We start from the raw sequence: 14,717 nt of genomic DNA on the forward strand, positions 1-14,717 counted from the left end.
GGAGTGAACGACGACGCACGGCCGCTGGCCGTATTCGACCTGGACGGCACGCTCGCGGACACCGCGCACCGGCAGCACTTCCTGGAGGGCGCGAAGCGCGACTGGGCCGGCTTCTTCGCCGCGGCCGCGGAGGACCCGCCGCTCGCGGAGGGGGTGCGGATGGTGCTCGCGAGCGCCGAGGAGTGCCGCATCGTCTATCTGACCGGACGGCCCGAGCGCTGCCGTCGCGACACCGTGCGATGGCTGAGCCGTCAGGGGCTGCCCGAGGGCACGCTGTTCATGCGGCGCAACGACGACCGGCGCCCCGCACGCCGGACGAAGCTGGACGTCCTCCGACGGCTGGGGCGGACGGGTCACGTGCGCATGCTCGTGGACGACGACGAACTGGTCTGCGATGCGGCCCAGGTGGCCGGATTCGCCGTGGTGCGTGCCCGCTGGGGCGACCCGTCGGCGGCGCTGAAGGATGCCCAGGAGCGCGAGGGGCGTACCTGATCAGGCACTTTCGTCAAGACGGAAGCCCACCTTCAGGCCGACCTGATAGTGCGCGATTCGGCCATCTTCGATATGGCCCCGAACTTGATTAATCTCGAACCAATCGAGATTGTGCAACGTTTCCGCCGCTCTTGCGACGCCGTTCCGGATCGCCGCGTCGATGCCCTCCTCGGAGGTTCCTACGATCTCGGTGACCCGATAGGTGTGATTTCCCATGGTTTGTCTCCTCTCCTGTGACCACGTTGCCCCAATCCGAGGTCTCCCGCGAGGGGGAGCGTGGGATGAATCGGGACGAGCGACCGCCTTGACCTACTCAATGGTCCATACCAAAATTCAGCCAACTACCCGTGCGAGCGCCGCCCGCAATCCCCCCACATCGGGTCCCGATTTCGTTGTGCCGTTTCGCAGAAGGTGACCACGTGAAGAACCGCATATTGGCCGGAGCCATCGCGCTTGTCTCGTCCGTCGCGCTCGGCGGATGCGGCTTCCTACCTGGCTCGGGCAGCGGTGACCGCACGGTGACGGTCTGGCTGATGAAGGACAGCGTCTCGCCCGGCTTCCTGGACAAGTTCACCCGCTCGTACGAGGAGGAGAACCCCTCGATCGAGCTGGAGTTCAAGATCCAGGAGTGGAGCGGCATAGGTCCCAAGGTTCTCTCCGCGCTGGAGGGCGACGACGCCCCGGACGTGATCGAGGTCGGGAACACCCAGGTCGCCCAGTACGCCGAGAGCGGCGGCCTGCGCGATCTGACCCTCGAATCGATGCGCGACCTCGGCAGCGAGGACTGGCTGCCCGGCCTGGCCCAGCCCGGCAGCATCAACGGCGTGCAGTACGGCATCCCCTGGTACGCGGCCAACCGCGTGGTGATCTACAACAAGGAGATCTTCGAGGAGGCGGGCATCGACTCCCTCCCGAAGACGCGCGATCAGTGGATCGCCGCCACCGAGAAGCTCAACAAGGCGGGCAACCAGGGAATCTACCTGGCCGGTCAGAACTGGTACGTGCTCGCCGGATTCATCTGGGACGAGGGCGGCGAGCTCGCCGACGAGAACGGCGGCGACTGGCAGGGCGCCCTGGACACCCCGGAGGCCCTGGCGGGCATGAAGTTCTACCAGGAACTCCAGGCGCTCGGCGACGGTCCGACGGACGCCGACGAGGAGAAGCCCCCGCAGACCGACGTCTTCGCCAAGGGCGACGTCGCGCAGATCATCTCGACCCCGGGCAGCGCCGCGCTCATCGAGCAGAAGAATCCCGAACTCAAGGGCAAGCTCGGCTACTTCCCCATTCCCGGCAAGTCCTCGAAAGCCCCCGGCTCCGTATTCACCGGAGGCTCCGACCTCATCGTCCCGAAGAAGGCCGACGAACGCACCGCCGGCATCGCCGTCGTGAAGGCGTTGGCGAGCGAGAAGTGGCAGACGGAGCTCGCCCGGGGCATGAGCTACGTCCCCAACAAGCCGAGCCTCGCCCACGTCATCGAGGGCGACGAGGGCACCGCGGCGATGGCCGAGGGCGCCACCCGCGGTCGTGCCACCCCCAACTCGTCCCAGTGGGCCAGGGTCGAGGCGGAGAACCCGATCAAGCCCTACATGACGGCCGTGCTCGAGGGCGGCGACCCGGCCCGCGAGGCCAAGGCCGCCTCCGAGCGCATCACCGCCATACTCGCCGGCAGCGGCTGATCCTCCCGGGCGGCGGCCGCGGGGACACGTCGCCCGCGTGAGGGGACGCGCCGTGCCCGGGGAGACGCCGCGTGCGGGGGCGCGCCTCGCATGGGGACACGCCGTCCCTGGGCACATGCCGCGCCCGGGGACACGCCGTCCCTGGGGATTCAGCCGTCGCACATCCCCGCTCCCCACAACGGTCACGTCGAATCCAGCCGGTGACGGAAGAAGTAAGGGGCCGGGCCGTCGCACCCCGCGACAGCACCGGCAGCGCCACTCCCCTCTTCCGTCACCGGAGACCGCCATGACCGTGCTGCCCGTCGCCCCGCTCCCCGCCTCCGCCCCCGGCCCCGCCCTGGCGGCGGCCCCTGGCCCCGCCGCCGACGCCCCGGAACCGGCCTACCGGGTCTCCCTCGCCACCTGCCGGGAAGACGTACGCGCGGCCCAGCGCCTGCGCCACCTGGTGTTCGCGGGGGAGCTCGGAGCCCGCCTGGAAGGGCCCGAACCCGGCCTGGACAGCGACGCCTTCGACGCGTTCTGCGATCACCTGCTGGTCCGTGAGACCGCCACCGGGGAGGTCGTCGCCACCTACCGGCTGCTGCCGCCGGACCGCGCCCGCATCGCCGGACGCCTCTACGCGGAGAGCGAGTTCGACCTCACCCGGCTCGCCCCGATCCGTGACGACCTCGTCGAGGTCGGCCGCTCCTGCGTCCACCCCGCACACCGCGACGGTGCGGTCATCGCCCTCGTATGGGCCGGGCTCGCCCGCTACATGGAGCGCACCGGCCACACCTGGATCGCGGGCTGCTGCTCCCTGCCGCTGGCCGACGGCGGCGCGACGGCGGCCCGGAGCTGGAACACCGTTCGCGCGGGTCACCTCGCGCCGGAGGAGCACTGGGTCACCCCGCACCGCCTCTGGGACTCCTCCGCGCACGGCACGGAAGCCGGCTCCCGGGCGGACCTCCCGCCCCTGCTGCGCGGCTACCTCCGGCTCGGCGCCCAGGTCTGCGGAGCCCCGGCGTACGACCCCGACTTCAACGTCGCCGACCTGTACGTCCTGCTGTCGCTGCGCCGCACCGACCCGCGCTACCTGCGCCACTTCCTCTCCCTGGCCCCGTTGCGATGAGCGTCTGGCTGCCCGTCGCCCCGTGCACCCCGGACGGCTGCGCCCGGCACACCGGAGCCGTACGCGCTCCGCTGCCCGCCGCCCTCCTGCTGCTCGCCGGCTGCGCACTGGTCCTGCTGGGGGTGGCCTGCGTTCCGCTGGTCCGGCTGCTCGGGGCCGCACCGCGGCGCGGCCTGACACGGAGCTGGGCGCGCGCCCTTCCCCGGGCCTTCGGCGTACGCGTCACCGTCCGGCGGCACGCGCCGGAAGCCGAGACGGGCGGCGAACTCGTCGTCGCCAACCACATCTCCTGGCTCGACATCCCGCTGATCGCCTCGGTACTGCCCGGCCGGATGGTCGCCAAGAGCGAGATCCGGCGCTGGCCCCTGCTCGGCCCCCTCGCCGCGCTCGGCGGCACCCTGTTCATCGAACGCGACCGGCTGCGCGCCCTGCCCGCCGCCGTACGGGCCCTCACCGCGGCCCTGCGCTCCGGCTCCCGGGTCGTGGTCTTCCCCGAGGGCAGCACCTGGTGCGGACGGGGCGGCGGCGCGTTCCGGCCCGCCGCGTTCCAGGCGGCGATCGACGCCGGCGCGACGGTCCGGCCGGTCCGCATCGCCTACCGCACCGCGGAGCACCACGGCGGACCGGCCGCGGGCGCCGTCGCGTTCGTGGGGACCGACCCCCTCGCCGCCTCCCTGTGGCGGGTGGTGCGGGCGGCCGGGCTCACCGCCCAGGTCGACGTCCTCGCGCCGATCCCCGCGGCCGGCGAGAACGGCCGCCGCGCCCTGGCCCGCAGAGCACGAGCGGCCGTCCTCGAACCCGAGGTCCCCCTCCGGTCCCGTCAGACCACGGTGGCCAGCGACAGGGCGAACCGCCCCGCCGCGTCCGTCCACCACTGAGTCAGCCGCATACCGGCGGCGGCCAGCTCCTCGCGGACGTCCTCCCGCCGGAACTTCGCCGACACCTCCGTACGCAGCTCCTCACCGGCCTCGAACGGCACCACGAGGTCGAGCTCCCGGATCTTGACGCCCAGCGCCCGGCGGGCCCGCAGCCGCATCTCGATCCACCGGTCCCTGGGATTCCACACCGCGAGGTGGTCGAAGTCGTCGAGCGGGAAGTCGGCCCCCAGCTCACGGTTGACGACGTTCAGGACGTTCTTGTTGAAGGCCGCCGTCACCCCGGCCGCGTCGTCGTACGCGGCCACCAGCGTCTCCTCGTCCTTCACCAGGTCCGTGCCGAGGAGCAGCGCGTCGCCGGGGGAGAGCAGCGAGCCCACCGAGCGCAGGAACGCCGCCCGCTCCTCCGGCAGCAGATTGCCGATCGTGCCCCCCAGGAACACCACCAGCCGGGGCCCCGGCGTTCCCGGCAGGGCCAGGCCGCCGGTGAAGTCCGCGATCAGCGCGTGGACGGACAGCCCCGGGCGCTCGGCGAGCAGCGACTCCGCCGCCCCCCTCAGCGCGCTCTCGCTCACGTCCACGGGGACGTAACTGTGCAACCCGGGGAGCGCGTCCAGCAGATGACGGGTCTTCTCGGACGACCCCGAGCCCAGCTCGATCACGGTCCGGGCGCCCGACGCGGCGGCGATCTCCTCGGCGCGAACCTGGAGGATCTCGCGCTCCGCGCGGGTCGGGTAGTACTCCGGCAGCCGGGTGATCTCCTCGAACAGCTCGCTGCCGCGGGCGTCGTAGAACCACTTCGGCGGCAGGGTCTTGGGGTGCCGGGTCAGGCCGCTGAGGACGTCGGCGCGCAGCGCCGCGTCCGTCGCGTCCACCGGCAGGGTGCGGGTCAGCAGGAAGGGACTCACGCGGTGGGCTCCTTGAGCGGGGTGAGCAGGACGTCCGTGGAGGTCGCGACCAGCAGCGTGCGGTCGGGGACCTCGCGCCAGAGCGGGTCGTCGTCGTACGGCTCCGAGGCGACCGCGGTGCGGCGGCCCGGCGTCGTGAGGTACCAGAGAGTGTCGCCCCAGGCGGTCGCCGTGATCGTCTCCCCGTCGGTGAGGAGCAGATTCAGCCGGGAGCCGGGCGCGGCGGCCGCGACCTCGCGGACGGTCTCCGCGACGGCGCGCGGCAGATCGTCCCCGGCGTCGGTCCGGTGGCGGATCAGCGCCCAGATCAGCGCGGAGTCGTTACGGGCGGCCAGGGACAGCAGCCTCTCGGCCGGCAGGACGGCGGCCGCGTCGGCGAGTGAACCGGGCCAGCCCCGCACCATCCCGTTGTGGCTGAACAACCGCCGCCCGCCGGTGTACGGCGCGGCCGCGGCCTCCCCGTCCGCACCCGCCTCGGTGGCGTCCCGTACGGCGGCGAGCAGGGCGGTGCTGCGGACCACCCGGGCCAGATCGGTGAAGGTCTCGTCGCCCCATATCGGGCCCTGCCGGCGATAGCGTCCGGGCACCGGGTCCCCGTCCGCGTACCAACCGACCCCGAAACCGTCCGCGTTCACCGTGCCGTAGCGCTGGCGGCGCGGAGCCCAGGACTGCCGCACCAAGGCGTGCGGGGGCCGGAGAAGAATGTCGCCGAGCGCCACCGGTTCGCCCACATAGGCGATATGACGGCACATCAGGCATCCCTCGCAGTCCGGAACCCGGAGAAGATCTGCCGTCGCACCGGCAGGTCCCAGTTGCGGAAGGTGCCCCGGCAGACGACCTCGTCCACGGCGAACGAGCCGCCGCGCAGCACCTTGTGCCCCGGCCCGAAGAACACTTCCGAGTATTCGCGGTAGGGAAACGCCACGAATCCCGGGTAGGGCAGGAAGTCGCTGGAGGTCCACTCCCACACATCGCCGATCAACTGCCCGGCGCCGGAGGGCGAACGTCCCGCCGGATACGCCCCGGACCGCGCCGGACGGAGGTGGCGCTGTCCCAGATTGGCCCGCTCCGGCGTCGGATCCTCGTCGCCCCAGGGGTAGCGACGGGAGCGGCCGGAGGCGGGATCGTGGCGGGCGGCCTTCTCCCACTCGCTCTCCGTGGGCAGCCGCCGGCCCGCCCAGCGGGCGTACGCGTCCGCTTCGTACCAGCTGACGTGCAGGACGGGCTCGTCCTGTGGCACCGGCTCGGTCACCCCGAACCGGCGGCGCATCCACTGCCCGTCCTCCCGCCACCAGAACAGCGGTGCGGCCAGGTCGTGTTCACGGACCATCGCCCAGCCCTCGGGCGCCCACCAGTGCTTCGTCCGGTACCCGCCGTCCTCGATGAAGCGGACGTACGCGCCACAGGTGACCGGCGAGGTGTCCAGGTGGAACGCCGCCACGTCCCGCCGGTGCGCGGGCCGTTCGTTGTCCAGGGCCCACGGCTCGGCCGAGGTCCCCATGGTGAACGGGCCCGCGGGAATCAGGACTTCGTCCGCGAGTGCCTCGGCGCCGGCGGGTGCGGGCGGAGCGGGCGCGGTGAGCGCCGCGGGACCCGCACGCAGCTGATGTGTGATCAACATGGTCTCGTCGTGCTGCTGTTCGTGCTGCGCGATCATGCCGAAGGCGAACCCGGCCCGCTCCAACGGGCGTCCGCCCTCGTGGAGCGGCGCGCCCTCCAGCAGCTCCAGGGCTCTCCCCCGTACGTCGGAGGCGTACGTCCTGGCCTCGGCGGGGGCCAGCAGCGGCAGCGAGGGGCGCGAGGCGCGCGTGTGCTCGAAGGCGTTGTACAGCCCGTCGATCTCCGGGCGCAGCGCCTCCCGGCCGCCGACGGCGCGCAGCAGCCACTGCTCCTCCTGGTTGCCGATGTGCGCCAGGTCCCACACCAGCGGCGACATCAACGGGGAGTGCTGGGCGGTCAGTTCGCCGTCGTCCACGCAGTCGGTGAGCAGTGCGGTGCGCTCGCGCGCCGTCAGCAGCGCGTCGAGGGCGCGCCGCCGCAGGGCCTCCGGATCGATGCCGGTCGGTACGGCGAAGCCGGTCGACGCGGTGGAGCCGTCCGGATCGAAGGCGTCGGAGTGCTCGCGGTGGCGGGTGTCTTCACGGTGCTCGGTCATGCGGAGGCCGCCTTTCCGGGACGCGGCGGGTTCGGCGGGATCGTCGGCGGGCCGGGGACCAGGCCGTCAGGCCCGCGGGCGGGCCGGTCGACAGACCGTCTCGGCACCTCGGGACCGGCCGGCGGGACAGGGCCGGCCGACGGGGTGGGACCGGCCGACGGGGTGGGGCCGGTCGTCACGCCCGGACCGGTCAGCGGACCCGGACCGGTCAGATGCGTCAGATCGGTCAGATCGCCGGGCTCCGGCAGGTCGTCGGCCGGGCATCGGCCCCGGTCGACATAGCGGTCGGTGAAGGCGGCCACGGTGGCGCGCACCGCCTCGCTCGCTCCCATCCGCTCCAGCGCCGGGAGCGCCGCACCGAAACAGGCGGTGGCCGCGGCCCGCAGCTCCGGGTCGGCGAGCCCCTCACGGGCGGCTGCCGTCCAGAGCGGATTACGTGGTGCCGCCGCTGGGCCCGCCGTCTCGGCCAGCGGCTTCACGGTGCGGTACACGGTCTCGGCGGCCTCCGGGTCGTCGAACAGGGCCGTGGTGACGGCGAGCGGCACCAGCCACCCGTCGGGCCCGCTCTGCGCGTCGATCATGCGCAGTTCGAGATGACCACGCGGCCGGACCGGCGGGAACAGGGTGGTGAGGTGGTAGTCGAGATCGGCCCGCACCGGCGGCCGGGGCGACCCCGTACGGATCCACTCGCGGAAGGTGAGTCCTTCCGGCACGGCCCAGGGGCCCTCCTCGCACCGGACGCACAGCACGGTCGTGTCCAGCACATGCGCGGCCCAGGCCTCGCGCGGGGCCCGCCCCGAGCCCGGTGCGAGGGTCCGGCCCGGGTCGAGGTCGGCCCACAGCGACTGCCGGGTGGAACGCCAGCCCGTCCGGCGGCCCTGCTGGAACGGCGAGTTCGCGAACGCGGCCACCAGCACCGCCCCCAGCAGGTGCGCGAGCTGCCAGCGCCGTCCGTAACCGAGCGGCCCCGGCTCCTCCTCGCCCGCGTCCAGGCAGACCTGGACCGATGCGGAGGTGCACATCATCGCCCGCCCGGCCGGCCCCGCACGGTCCAGAGCCGTTTCCATCGCCTCGTAGCGCGGCTCCCGGAGCCTGCGGCGCGGCGGCCGCCACGGATCGACGCCGAGCCCGACCGGTGCCAGCCCCGCCGTGTCGAGCGAGGCGCGGACCGCCGCCAGATCGGCCGCGGTGCTGTCGACGCACTCCATGAGGGAGCCGGCCGGCTGTGAGCTGAGCTCCAACTGCCCGCCCGGCTCGAAGGTCAGCGCCGCGCTCAGCGGCAGTGCGCGGACCGCCTCGACGGCGCTGTCCAGCCGTTCGCGGCCGACCGGAAGATCAGGCCGTTCCCGGTCGTGGATGAGCCATTCGAGTTCCACACCGACGGTTCGAGGAGGGCCCGTCTTGAAGCAAATGCCGCGCAGTAAATCCTCTGCCCCGCTCTCGTCGAGGGGGGCGGCGTCCGGGCGCGAGCCGGTTGCGCCGGGAATGTCCAAGCCCATGAGGGCCTCCTTCTCAGCTGCGTACCTACCAGCCAAACCCGTACCCGGAGATCGCACAAGGGTGCCCCCGGGTCGGGTAAATCCGGTTGCGCCCAGGCCGGGTTCCCCGTCAGCATGCCCCGTATGCACCACATGGGGGAGGGCCGGTGAGCGCGCGGCCGCTCGGCATCGCGCGCGGGACGGCAGCGGTCGTCGAGGACGGGAGATACCGCGACGCGGCAGGTCGGACGGTGTCCGTCGAACGGGCCGTGACCGCCGCGCTGTGCGGAACCAGGCCCTACGGACCGGACCCGGTGCCCGTCGCAGCCCCGGACGACGACCGCACCCCGCGCATGGAGGTCACCGGCGAGAGCAGCCTCGCCGCGGCCCGCCGCATGACGGGCGAGGGACCCGGCCGGGCCGCCTCCGGCCGGACCTTCACATGACCCGGGGAGCGGCGTCCGGAGCGGGCCGGGAGACCAGCCCGTGCCCGGCGGGCCGCATCACCGCCCACCGCGCCGCCCCTCAGCTCCAGCCGTACCGCTCGCGCAGCCGCCCGGCGACCCGGTCGAACCGCTCCCGGTCCAGGGCGCACGCCTCCCGCCGCATCCCGTCCTCGTGGACGCGCAGCACCCGGTCGAGACCGGCCCAGGAGGGCCGCCCCGAGCTGTCCCAGGGGCCCGCGCCCAGCGCCACCCACTCGTGTTCCCGGTCGTGCTGCTTGCTGGAGAGCTGGACCGCGAGCAGCGTGCCCGCCTCCTCGCGGGCCACGACGAGTACCGGCCGGTCCTTCCCCCGCCCGTCGCTCTCCTCGAAGGGCACCCAGGTCCAGACGATCTCACCCGGGTCGGGATCGCCGTCGCGATCGGGGGCGTAGGAGGTGCGCACGGGGCCCACATCGTCGGGATCGACCTGCGCCGTGGCGGTCGGCCCGCTGCTACCGGGCACGTCAAAGGGGTTGTCGGAACGGTACGCGCTGTCGGGGAACGTCATCGCAACACCGTAGAACCTCCACCGCCCGATCCCGGGAGCGGGGCGTCGGACTCAAGACCGCGGGGCGGCGTTCCGGCCAGTGTGACCGAACCTGCGGGCCCCGGGCCGAAACCCGCTCCCACCGGTCTGGAAGACTGCCCGACGCCATGAGCCAGTTACCCAAGCAGCCCGCCGGAGTCTCCGTTCCGACCAGCGCCGATGTCGCGCGCCTCGCCGGAGTGTCCCGGGCCACCGTGTCGTACGTACTGAACAACAACGCCACCGTCCGGATCAGCGAACCCACCCGACGCCGGGTCAGGGAGGCCGCCCTCCAGCTCGCTTACGTTCCGCACGCGGCTGCCCGCAGCCTGCGCGCCGGACACAGCCGCATGGTCCTGTTGCCCTCCGGCCACATACCGGCGGGACCACTGCACCAGTACTTCTTCGAGGAACTCCAGTCCGGGCTGCGCCGCCTGGACTACACCGTCGTCCAGTACGGCAGCGTCGGTCTCACCGCCGACGAGGCGGCCACGGCCTGGGCCGAACTGCGGCCCGTCGCCGTCGTCGTACCGCCGGGCATCGCCCTCACCCCGCACGGCACGGGCATCCTGACCCGCTCCGGCGCCAAGGCGGTGATCACCCTGGGCCCCGGCCCGGTGGCCGGAGCGCACGGCCTGGTCATGGACCAACGCCAGGTAGGCGCCAGCGCGGTGGAACACCTGCTGGCCCGCGGCCGTCGCCATATCGGCGTGGTCATGCCCCAGGAACCGGGCCGGGCGCCCTTCTCCGAACCCCGTCTCATCGGGGCACGTCGCGTCGCCGAACCGGCGGGGGCCCGCGTATGCCCGCTCCCGCTGCGGTACGAGGAGGAGTCCGCTCATGAACTGGCCGCCCGCTGGCCGGAACTGGGACTGGACGCGGTGTTCGCGTACAACGACGAGTACGCCATGCTGCTGATGCGGGCACTCCAGGACGCGGGGGTGACCGTGCCGGCCGACACGGCGGTGATCGGCGCCGACGACTCCCTCATCGGCAGACTGCTGCGTCCCCGGCTGAGCACCGTCCGGATGGAGCTCGCCATGCCGCAGCCGCTGGCCGAGACGATCGACCGCATGGTCCAGCACCCGGGCGGGCCGCCGGTCCATCAGGATCTGCTCCGCACCAGCGCCGTGCACCGGGAATCCAGCTGACCGCCTCCGGCGCGACGACATGCGCGACCCACCGCGGATGTCTAGCGTCGGAGGCATGAGCCACCCGCAGAGTTATGAGCTCCTCCTGATCCCCGACCACAGCAGGACACGGACCGGGGCCCCCGGCCGGCCGATCCGGTCCGCGGTCGTCGCCGCCACCGGTGAGACGGGGGCCTCGGGCTACCCCCGGTACGCGGGTCAGGGCATGGAGGCGGACGTCGATCCGGAGACCCGGACGGTGGAGGCCGTGCTCATCGACGGCGAGGAACTGGACTACGGCATGTCGGTCCGCGTCGCCGGGGCCGAGGGAGAGCGGCCCGCGTCCTGAGAGCGGGAAGAGGCGGGCGGCCCCGAGAACACGGGCTCGCCGCGCGCCCTGGCAGGACCGGGACGCCGGCACGGCACGAGGGTCACGCGCGCCCGGACACGACCGAGGGCCCCGACCGCGTACACCGTAACCATGCATGGTGTCGGTCGGGGCCCAGGGCCGTACCGCGCTCCGGCAGGGCGCCTACGGGGCCTCCTGCTGCCCCTGGCCCGACTCGGCTGCCCGCTTCTGCTCCTCGACGGACTTGCGGACCTCGTCCATGTCCAGCTTCCGGGCCTGCCCGATGACGTCCTCCAGAGCCGCCGCGGGCAGCGCACCGGGCTGCGCGAAGACCGCGACGTTGTCGCGGACGATCATCAGCGTCGGGATGGAACGGATCTCGAAGGCAGCCGCCAGCTCCTGCTGCGCCTCGGTGTCGACCTTGGCGAAGACCAGGTCGGGGTGGCGCTCGGAGGCCGAGTCGTAGACGGGCGCGAACCGCAGGCACGGGCCGCACCAGGAAGCCCAGAAGTCGATCAGGACGAAATCGTTGTCGCTGACGACCTGATCGAAGTTTTCCTTGGTGAGCTCGACGGTGCTCATACTGGGGGTACCTCTTCCTCTGCCGGTGGAGACCTGACGGTTTCTGTCCGGCACAACGGTGGCTGCACGTGCGCTATTCCGCCTGCCCATGTGGCCGGGGCGCACACCCGCGAGGACACTGTTCCCATGACTGATGCAGGGATGAAATCCGAGCGCGCCTCCTACGACGTGGTGATCATCGGCGCGGGCCCGGTGGGCGAGAACGTGGCGGACCGGGCCCGCGCCGCCGGGCTCTCCGCAGCGGTGGTGGAGTCCGAGCTGGTCGGCGGCGAATGCTCCTACTGGGCATGCATGCCGAGCAAGGCGCTGCTGCGTCCCGTCGTCGCCCGCGCCGACGCCCGCCGGGTGCCGGGACTGAGCGCCGCGGTGCGGGGCCCGCTGGACGTGGAGGCCGTCCTCGCCCACCGGGACGAGGAGGCGAGCCATTGGAAGGACGACGGCCAGGTCGCCTGGCTGGAGAGCGTCGGAGCGGACGTCTACCGGGGTACGGGCAGGCTCGCCGGCCCCCGCTCGGTCACCGTCACCGCCCCCGACGGCACGGAGCACCGGCTCACGGCCCGGCACGCCGTCGCCGTCTGCACCGGCTCCCGGGCCGTCGTCCCCACCCTCCCCGGCGTCGACGAGGCCCGCCCCTGGACCAGCCGCGAAGCCACCAGCGCCAAGGAGGCTCCGGGGCGGCTCGTGATCGTCGGCGGGGGAGTCGTGGGCGTGGAGATGGCGACGGTCTGGCAGGCGCTGGGCTCGGAGGTGACCCTGCTGGTCCGGGGCAGCGGTCTGCTCCCGAGGATGGAGCCCTTCGCGGGCGAGCTGATCGCCGACGCGCTGACGGAGGCCGGGGCCCGGATCCGTACGGGCGTCTCGGTCACCGCGGTCCAGCGCCCCGCACCGGACGGCCCGGTCACCGTCGACCTGGGCGACGGCGACAGCATCGAGGCCGACGAGATCCTCTTCGCCACCGGCCGGGCCCCGCGCACGGACGACCTGGGCCTGGAGACGATCGGTCTCGAACCCGGCTCCTGGCTCACCGTGGACGACAGCTGCCTCGTCGAGGGCACGGACTGGCTGTACGCGGTCGGGGACGTCAACCACCGCGCCCTGCTGACGCACCAGGGCAAGTACCAGGCCCGCATCGCGGGCGCGGCGATCGCCGCGCGCACCGGGAAGACCGCACTGGACACCGCACCCTGGGGCGCCCACGCGGCCACCGCCGATCACGCGGCCGCCCCCCAGGTCGTCTTCACCGACCCGGAGGCCGCGTCCGTCGGCCTCACCCTCGCCGAGGCCGAACGCGCGGGCCACCGCGTACGCGCCGTGGACTACGACCTCGCCTCGGTCGCGGGCTCCGGCCTCTACGCCGACGGCTACCGGGGCCGCGCCCGGATGATCGTGGACCTGGACCGTGAAATCCTGCTCGGCGTCACCTTCGTCGGCCCGGGCATCGGCGAACTCCTGCACTCGGCGACGATCGCGGTCGCGGGGGAGGTCCCGATCGACCGCCTGTGGCACGCGGTCCCGGCGTACCCGACCATCAGCGAGGTGTGGCTGCGGCTGCTGGAGACCTTCAGAGGGTAGGGACCGCCGTCATCACCGGCAGCACCACCACGGTGGGGCGCCGCGCTCTGGCCCGGTAGGTGACGCTCTCCGGCAGGCAGCGGTGGGACCGTGCGGTGTGCGTCATCCAGGACCTTTGGCACCTGATGCTCCCCGGCTCACCGGTGAGGGGAACAGGCCCGCCGGTAACGCCGACGGGTCGACGACCGCGCACGTGCCTACACCCATATGCGCAGAGCCGCCGTCACGGCGACTGCGGCCACCAGAGCCACGGGGAGCGGGGCCCGGTGCCGAAGGAGCAGCGGAACCACCGCGAGTCCGGCGATCACCGTGGGGTCGAGCGCGGTCCAGCCGGGACCCAGTACGGCTACGACGACGAATCCGGCGAGGAGGGCGGGGGCGGAGAGGGCGATCGCCGACTGTGCTCGTGGGGGCAGGGTGCGCCCGCCGAAGAGGGCGGGGCCGAAGGCCTTGCAGGCGAAGCTGACGGCGGCGACGGCGGCGATGGTGAGCCAGAGCTTCATGGTGCGACGTCTTCGTCGGAGCGGGCGGAGCGCAGGGCCCTTCCAGGCGTTTCGGCCGGCCCTGCGGCTTGCGTGGTCTCGGCCACCGCCGTCTCGTCCGTTTCGTCGGTCTCTCGGTGCCGGGAGGGTGTCCTGAACAGGGCGACGAGAGCCGCTAGCGCCGCGCCCACCAGGGCGGGGCCCGCGGGCAGGAAGACGATGAGTCCGGCGGCGATCGCCGCGCCGAGCAGGGCCGGCAGGCGGTTGATCCGTTCCCGGCGGACTTCGTTGAAGAGGAGTGCGAGGAAGAGCGCGGGTGTGAGGACGTCCAGTCCGAGCCGGTGCAGGAGATCGGGGTCGGGGGACACCACCACGCCGAGGGCGGTGCCCGCCACCCAGGCGGGCCACTGGATCGCGGTGGCGCCGAAGAGCAGGTACCGGTCGAACCGTCCTCCTCCAAGGTGGGCGGCGGCCCAGGAGCCGTCCACCACCGTTTGGCCTTCGAGCGCGCGGCGGAACCGGCCGCCGTGCAGGTCGCCGGCGACCGCGATACCCATGGGGATGAAGCGGCTGTTGATCAGTGCCGCGGACATCACGGCGCCGGCCACACCGCCGCCGGAGCCCAGCGTGGCCACCAGGGCGAATTGGGCGGACCCCGAGAACACGGCCATCGAGCAGATCACGGGCGCGAGAAATCCCCAGCCCTGGGAGGTGCTGATCGCGCCGAAGCTCACGGCGAGGAGGAAGGAGGCCGCCGCGAGCCCGGACCCGGTTCTGAGTCCGGAGAGGAAGCTCGCACGCGGTGAGACGGCTGCCTTCGCTGATCGGGGACTGCCCATCGCTTCATCGTAACAGTCATAAACGCTTATGGGCGTTATAAGAACGACTACGATGAGGGT

General features: G+C 72.8%; 16 protein-coding genes and 1 pseudogene. 8 read left to right on the forward strand and 9 right to left on the reverse strand.

Annotated elements, in window-relative coordinates; all coding sequences use genetic code 11:
- The first annotated feature begins 3 nt into the window (after positions 1–3).
- Positions 4–492, forward strand: coding sequence for a phosphatase domain-containing protein (locus tag PSQ21_RS33655; RefSeq protein ID WP_274035154.1), 489 nt, complete (start codon positions 4–6; stop codon positions 490–492).
- Here PSQ21_RS33655 and PSQ21_RS33660 read toward each other — a convergent pair whose 3' ends face one another.
- Positions 493–708, reverse strand: coding sequence for a dodecin (locus PSQ21_RS33660; RefSeq protein WP_007451468.1), 216 nt, complete (start codon positions 706–708; stop codon positions 493–495).
- A 203-nt stretch (positions 709–911) separates the two neighbouring features.
- Between PSQ21_RS33660 and PSQ21_RS33665 the strand changes: the two genes are divergently transcribed.
- The 3 genes from PSQ21_RS33665 to PSQ21_RS33675 all read left to right on the forward strand — a co-directional run bounded on the left by PSQ21_RS33665 (position 912) and on the right by PSQ21_RS33675 (position 4,154).
- Entirely contained in the window at positions 912–2,168 is a 1,257-nt protein-coding gene (locus PSQ21_RS33665; protein ID WP_274035155.1) for an extracellular solute-binding protein, read from the forward strand.
- Between the two features lie 286 nt (positions 2,169–2,454).
- A complete protein-coding gene (locus PSQ21_RS33670) occupies positions 2,455–3,276 on the forward strand; it encodes a GNAT family N-acetyltransferase (protein ID WP_274035156.1) in 822 nt (273 codons plus the stop codon).
- The gene (locus PSQ21_RS33675) at positions 3,273–4,154 is read left to right on the forward strand and encodes a lysophospholipid acyltransferase family protein (protein ID WP_274035158.1); all 882 of its coding nucleotides are present in this window, start codon (positions 3,273–3,275) and stop codon (positions 4,152–4,154) included. Before PSQ21_RS33670 ends, PSQ21_RS33675 begins: the two co-directional genes overlap by 4 nt.
- Here the strand turns inward: PSQ21_RS33675 and egtD are convergent.
- The 4 genes from egtD to egtA are packed head-to-tail and all read right to left on the reverse strand — an operon-like array spanning position 4,097 to position 8,713.
- Complete coding sequence (gene egtD, locus PSQ21_RS33680) at positions 4,097–5,059, reverse strand: L-histidine N(alpha)-methyltransferase (protein ID WP_274035160.1); 963 nt, start codon at positions 5,057–5,059, stop codon at positions 4,097–4,099. The two genes, PSQ21_RS33675 and egtD, sit on opposite strands and share 58 nt — an antisense overlap.
- Entirely contained in the window at positions 5,056–5,811 is a 756-nt protein-coding gene (egtC, locus tag PSQ21_RS33685) for an ergothioneine biosynthesis protein EgtC (RefSeq protein ID WP_097868966.1), read from the reverse strand. The genes egtD and egtC overlap by 4 nt, the downstream gene beginning before the upstream one ends.
- The gene (egtB, locus tag PSQ21_RS33690) at positions 5,811–7,214 is read right to left on the reverse strand and encodes an ergothioneine biosynthesis protein EgtB (RefSeq protein ID WP_274035161.1); all 1,404 of its coding nucleotides are present in this window, start codon (positions 7,212–7,214) and stop codon (positions 5,811–5,813) included. Before egtB ends, egtC begins: the two co-directional genes overlap by 1 nt.
- The gene (egtA, locus tag PSQ21_RS33695) at positions 7,211–8,713 is read right to left on the reverse strand and encodes an ergothioneine biosynthesis glutamate--cysteine ligase EgtA (RefSeq protein WP_274035162.1); all 1,503 of its coding nucleotides are present in this window, start codon (positions 8,711–8,713) and stop codon (positions 7,211–7,213) included. Before egtA ends, egtB begins: the two co-directional genes overlap by 4 nt.
- Before the next feature lie 146 nt (positions 8,714–8,859).
- Between egtA and PSQ21_RS33700 the strand changes: the two are divergent.
- Positions 8,860–9,117 (forward strand): annotated as a pseudogene (locus PSQ21_RS33700) (poly(ADP-ribose) glycohydrolase domain-containing protein); the annotation flags it as partial.
- Between the two features lie 100 nt (positions 9,118–9,217).
- Here the strand turns inward: PSQ21_RS33700 and PSQ21_RS33705 are convergent.
- On the reverse strand, positions 9,218–9,685 hold the full coding sequence (locus PSQ21_RS33705) for a type II toxin-antitoxin system PemK/MazF family toxin (protein ID WP_274035164.1): 468 nt from the start codon (positions 9,683–9,685) through the stop codon (positions 9,218–9,220).
- Positions 9,686–9,831: 146 nt separating this feature from the next.
- On the opposite strand from PSQ21_RS33705, the gene PSQ21_RS33710 reads away from it, so the two are divergent.
- Together PSQ21_RS33710 and PSQ21_RS33715 are read left to right on the forward strand one after the other, a co-directional pair.
- Complete coding sequence (locus PSQ21_RS33710) at positions 9,832–10,854, forward strand: LacI family DNA-binding transcriptional regulator (protein ID WP_274035165.1); 1,023 nt, start codon at positions 9,832–9,834, stop codon at positions 10,852–10,854.
- A gap of 55 nt (positions 10,855–10,909) precedes the next feature.
- Positions 10,910–11,182, forward strand: a complete 273-nt coding sequence (locus tag PSQ21_RS33715; RefSeq protein ID WP_274035167.1) for a hypothetical protein — start codon at positions 10,910–10,912, stop codon at positions 11,180–11,182.
- A gap of 183 nt (positions 11,183–11,365) precedes the next feature.
- On the opposite strand, the gene trxA is transcribed toward PSQ21_RS33715, so the two are convergent.
- Complete coding sequence (gene trxA / locus PSQ21_RS33720) at positions 11,366–11,764, reverse strand: thioredoxin (protein WP_274035169.1); 399 nt, start codon at positions 11,762–11,764, stop codon at positions 11,366–11,368.
- A gap of 126 nt (positions 11,765–11,890) precedes the next feature.
- Between trxA and PSQ21_RS33725 the strand changes: the two genes are divergently transcribed.
- A complete protein-coding gene (locus PSQ21_RS33725; protein WP_274035170.1) occupies positions 11,891–13,336 on the forward strand; it encodes a dihydrolipoyl dehydrogenase family protein in 1,446 nt (481 codons plus the stop codon).
- A gap of 197 nt (positions 13,337–13,533) precedes the next feature.
- Here the strand turns inward: PSQ21_RS33725 and PSQ21_RS33730 are convergent, their stop codons facing one another.
- Both PSQ21_RS33730 and PSQ21_RS33735 read right to left on the reverse strand, forming a co-directional pair.
- Entirely contained in the window at positions 13,534–13,839 is a 306-nt protein-coding gene (locus PSQ21_RS33730; protein WP_274035173.1) for an AzlD domain-containing protein, read from the reverse strand.
- The gene (locus PSQ21_RS33735; RefSeq protein ID WP_274035174.1) at positions 13,836–14,657 is read right to left on the reverse strand and encodes an AzlC family ABC transporter permease; all 822 of its coding nucleotides are present in this window, start codon (positions 14,655–14,657) and stop codon (positions 13,836–13,838) included. Before PSQ21_RS33735 ends, PSQ21_RS33730 begins: the two co-directional genes overlap by 4 nt.
- Between the last annotated feature and the right edge of the window lie 60 nt (positions 14,658–14,717).

The organism is Streptomyces sp. MMBL 11-1 (assembly GCF_028622875.1).
GTDB lineage: Bacteria > Actinomycetota > Actinomycetes > Streptomycetales > Streptomycetaceae > Streptomyces.

Coding starts and splice junctions, on each gene's coding strand:
- PSQ21_RS33710 (WP_274035165.1), top strand. CDS start 9,832: ATGAGCCAGTTACCCAAGCAGCCCGCCGGAGTCTCCGTTCCGACCAGC.
- egtA (WP_274035162.1), bottom strand. CDS start 8,713: ATGGGCTTGGACATTCCCGGCGCAACCGGCTCGCGCCCGGACGCCGCC.
- trxA (WP_274035169.1), bottom strand. CDS start 11,764: ATGAGCACCGTCGAGCTCACCAAGGAAAACTTCGATCAGGTCGTCAGC.
- PSQ21_RS33670 (WP_274035156.1), top strand. CDS start 2,455: ATGACCGTGCTGCCCGTCGCCCCGCTCCCCGCCTCCGCCCCCGGCCCC.
- PSQ21_RS33735 (WP_274035174.1), bottom strand. CDS start 14,657: ATGGGCAGTCCCCGATCAGCGAAGGCAGCCGTCTCACCGCGTGCGAGC.
- PSQ21_RS33715 (WP_274035167.1), top strand. CDS start 10,910: ATGAGCCACCCGCAGAGTTATGAGCTCCTCCTGATCCCCGACCACAGC.
- PSQ21_RS33675 (WP_274035158.1), top strand. CDS start 3,273: ATGAGCGTCTGGCTGCCCGTCGCCCCGTGCACCCCGGACGGCTGCGCC.
- PSQ21_RS33660 (WP_007451468.1), bottom strand. CDS start 708: ATGGGAAATCACACCTATCGGGTCACCGAGATCGTAGGAACCTCCGAG.
- egtB (WP_274035161.1), bottom strand. CDS start 7,214: ATGACCGAGCACCGTGAAGACACCCGCCACCGCGAGCACTCCGACGCC.
- PSQ21_RS33730 (WP_274035173.1), bottom strand. CDS start 13,839: ATGAAGCTCTGGCTCACCATCGCCGCCGTCGCCGCCGTCAGCTTCGCC.
- PSQ21_RS33705 (WP_274035164.1), bottom strand. CDS start 9,685: ATGACGTTCCCCGACAGCGCGTACCGTTCCGACAACCCCTTTGACGTG.
- PSQ21_RS33725 (WP_274035170.1), top strand. CDS start 11,891: ATGACTGATGCAGGGATGAAATCCGAGCGCGCCTCCTACGACGTGGTG.
- egtC (WP_097868966.1), bottom strand. CDS start 5,811: ATGTGCCGTCATATCGCCTATGTGGGCGAACCGGTGGCGCTCGGCGAC.